Annotated in this window: 3 protein-coding genes; 1 reads left to right on the plus strand and 2 read right to left on the minus strand. The window is 50.0% G+C overall.

Annotated features, from left to right (window positions below):
• Together VIM72_RS15415 and VIM72_RS15420 are read right to left on the minus strand one after the other, a co-directional pair.
• Positions 1-744, minus strand: a 744-nt coding sequence (locus VIM72_RS15415) for an HD domain-containing protein (protein WP_332003719.1), incomplete at its 3' end; no start/stop codon positions are given.
• Positions 728-1,438 (minus strand): RNA ligase family protein, encoded by a 711-nt coding sequence (locus tag VIM72_RS15420; protein WP_332003720.1) that lies wholly within the window; start codon positions 1,436-1,438, stop codon positions 728-730. The genes VIM72_RS15415 and VIM72_RS15420, both read right to left, overlap by 17 nt.
• Before the next feature lie 196 nt (positions 1,439-1,634).
• Here VIM72_RS15420 and VIM72_RS15425 point away from each other — a divergent pair, with 196 nt between their 5' ends.
• Positions 1,635-3,383 carry a DUF885 domain-containing protein gene (locus VIM72_RS15425; RefSeq protein ID WP_332003721.1) on the plus strand — a complete coding sequence of 583 codons (1,749 nt, stop codon included), beginning with the start codon at positions 1,635-1,637 and terminating at the stop codon, positions 3,381-3,383.
• Positions 3,384-3,776: the final 393 nt, after the last annotated feature.

Consider the following 3,776-nt stretch of genomic DNA (forward strand, 5'->3'; position numbering starts at 1 on the left):
CAGTTGCTGATAGTGCCGCCGGATATAGGTATCCTTCCCTGCCCCCGGCAACCCGCTCATCAGGATCACCGGCGTTTGCGCCGTTTTAAAAGGCACGTAGTCCGGCGAACCTCCTGTTTTAAGCAGGTACTCCATGCGGGCCTGCGGGGTGGCAAACGGGCGTGGCTGCCCCCAGCAGTTGTTTTCCCGGCATAGTTCCTCGAAGCATTCCAGCCGGTACAGCAGGTCTGCCTGGTCGGTGCAGATACGGCCCAGCGCATCGGCGCGCGCCAGCAATGCCAGCAGCTGCGTATTCACTTCCAGGCTGGCTGTGATCAATGCCTTCTGTGGATCGGGCTTTTCAAAGATCCACAATGGCAGACCATGATACCTCACCAGTTTAGCGATCTGTTCACGCACAACGAAAGGCGCCGGTGCCTCCCGGTAGAGGATCTGCCTGGCCCGCGCTTCACCTTTACGGGCATGGCCCGCAGAAGTGATCGCACCGCTGGCCTCAATAACCGTAGTGCTGTATTTCTCCACATCGTGCAGCAACGCCGCCGCCCACATCAGCTCCTGGTCCGCAGGCGTCAATGCTTGATAGCCTGGTAATTGCTGCAGCGCTTCCAGTACCATCTGCGTATGTACGGCTACGTTACCTTCTGCATGGTGCCTCGCATCCTGCGGTACTTCCCGCATTACGCGCACCCATTCAAATGTATGTTCCAGGTATTGCCAGTTTTTATTTTCACTGAGCTGCCACATAATTACCTCCTTCGTTATTTAACCTGGCACGGCGCCAATGACGGGTCCAGTGCTGGTCTGTTTTTACATGCCCTTTGCGGACATACTTAAACACATTATCTGCAAAATCGCTCACAGCGTACCCGCTCGCATTGCGGGATACGATGCCCTCCATGGTAGCCGGCAGGCCGGTATGCACATCATGCGGATCAAAGGCGCCGGGCCCATTCACCAGCGAAAGCATATCCTGCTCAAATTCATGTCGTACAGCCGGTGGCGTTATACGCTTGATTTCCGGCACCACCGGCAGGTCAAGCATGGCAGCGTAAAACTGCGTTTCCTCCCAGCTGAGCCACCGATCGCCCTCCCGGATGCCAAACACATAAAAGTGATGATCCAGGTTATAATATTCAATAGAATGCACGGCGTAGAGATTCTCAAGAAAGATCTCAAGATCCCCCAGGTCATTCTTTATACTTTGCCAGTAGCGGCGTATGCTTTCCGTCCACGGAGATGTAGTGGGCGCTGCATGTGAGCGCGCAAATACCCCGTAGCGGGATAAGCAATTATTTTCACCGTCCAGTTTCTCCGTATGGATCAGCACCGGGATCTGCTGCAGCGAATGCCAGTATTCATGCTGTATACGGTCATCGCTTGTAGTACCGGGTGAAAACGGATAATGCCAGGTACGGCCATATTTCTGAGAAATTGCCATGTTTTCAGGGTTTAAATTAAACAATAGTTTCACAGGCCTGTTCCGGGAAGGAACGGCGAAAGGAATAAGTTAATATGCCTGTGAGATTACATGGCGCAAGTGTTTGCAGTTTTAATCAATGAGTCGCAAAAATAAAGAAAATAATTAAATAGTATATTACACAGGCTTTTGAAAAAACAACAATAATCCTTCTGCGATGAAAAGACTCCTTCTTTGCGCTACTGCCGCCGCTGCATTTGCAGCCTGCAACAGCGGCAGCAGCAATACTGCAACCAGTAGTACCGACAGTACGCTGAACAACGCCTTCAGTAAATACCAGGAACATTTTATTGACGCCCTCTGGAAAGAGAACCCCGACTGGGCTACCGGTGTGGGTTATCATAAATACGATTCCGTGCTGGTAATACCCGACAGCGCAGCAACTGCAGCGCGTCTCACATTTGCCCGGCAACAGCTGGATTCACTGAAGTCGTACAACCTGGCCTCATTGAGCGATGCCAATAAAATTGACTACCAGCTGATACAGAATTACCTCGAATCCGTACAATGGAGTATTAAGGAACAGAGGAGCAGCGAATGGGATCCATCTTCCTTTAACGTAAGTAACACGTTTGCCTTTATCCTGAATGAAAACTACGCTCCCCTGGAAACAAGGCTGCGCAGCTTTGGCAGCAGGTTGCGAAATATCCCGGCTTATTATGAAGCCGCTAAAAAACAGATCAAGGATCCGGTACCGGAGCTTACTTCCCTGGCTATAGACCAGAACAACGGCGGCCTGTCGGTATTTGAAAAAGACTTTGCTGATTCCCTGAAGAAAACCAGTATTCCGGCAGCAGAGCAGGCCGCCATGCTGGCCAGCGCGAAAACGGCTACCAAAGCAATCCGCGACTATGCCGCCTGGCTGAAAACACTGAAACCGGAACATCCGCGCAGCTTCCGTTTAGGTAAAGCGCTGTACGATCAGAAATTCAAATACGATATACAATCTTCCTTTACCGCCGGGCAGATCTACGATTCAGCAATTGCGCGCAAAGCGTTTGTGCATGGCGAAATGACAAAGATCAGCCGGCAGTTGTGGCCCAAATATTTTGGTAATACTCCTATGCCTGCTGATTCCCTGGAACTGGTAGGCCGCATGATAGATACACTTTCCGTGCAGCATGTGAAACCGGAAGAATTCCAGTCGGCCATAGAAAAACAATTGCCTGCGCTTATTGCATTTATCAAAGAAAAAGACCTGTTGTACATTGATCCGTCCAAACCGCTGGTGGTGCGCAAGGAACCGGCTTATATGGCAGGTGTGGCAGGCGCGTCTATCAGTGCGCCCGGCCCTTACGACAAAGGTGGTAACACTTACTACAACGTAGGCAGCCTGGAAGGCTGGCCAAAAGACAGAGCAGAAAGTTACCTGCGTGAATACAATCATTATATCCTCCAGATCCTGGATATCCATGAGGCCATCCCCGGCCATTATACACAGCTGGTATATGCCAATCAATCACCCAGCCTGATTAAGTCGCTCATGAGCAATGGAGCTATGATCGAAGGATGGGCCGTGTACACCGAGCAGATGATGCTGGAAAACGGTTATGGCAACAACGCGCCTGAAATGTGGCTGATGTGGTACAAATGGAACCTGCGTACTGTATGTAACACCATCCTGGATTACAGCGTGCATGTGAAAGATATGAGTAAGGAAGATGCCATTCATTTGCTTACCAAAGAAGCCTTCCAACAGGCCGCAGAAGCAGAAGGCAAATGGAAAAGGGTAAGCGTAACCAGCGTGCAGCTCACCAGCTACTTCACCGGTTACAAAGAGATCATCGATTTGCGCGAAGCCTACAAACAAAAGCAGGGCAAGGATTACAGCCTGAAAGCATTTAACGAAAAATTCCTTAGCTATGGCAGCGCACCGGTGAAATACATCCGCCAGCTGATGCTTTAAGCGGATGTTGTCTGACTCAGGATTAAACTGATTATACTGATTTCGCTGATTTGATCATTTTGATTTTAAAGGATTCGGGGAGATATGAGCGGATAAATATTCGCTTATATCTCCCCGAATCTTTTAAAATCATTATAAAATCCGAAAAAGTAAAATCAAGGTAATCAGTATAATCAGCGTAATCCTGCTCCAAGACAATTTACCTCGCCGAAGGCGAGCAATCAAAAGTGGTACCCGATTTGCCTTACCTGACATAAACGGTTTCATATGAGCAAGAAATCATTGCCTGTACTGGCTGCCTTCCTGTTGTTTGCAGTTGCGGGCTGCGTGCCGCCAAGAAGACCACCCCGGCCACCGAAGCCGCCCCGTCCCCGTCATCACGTCATTTTGCCT

Origin of the sequence: Chitinophaga sp., from assembly GCF_036569185.1 — a bacterium.
Classification (GTDB): Bacteria; Bacteroidota; Bacteroidia; order Chitinophagales; family Chitinophagaceae; genus Chitinophaga.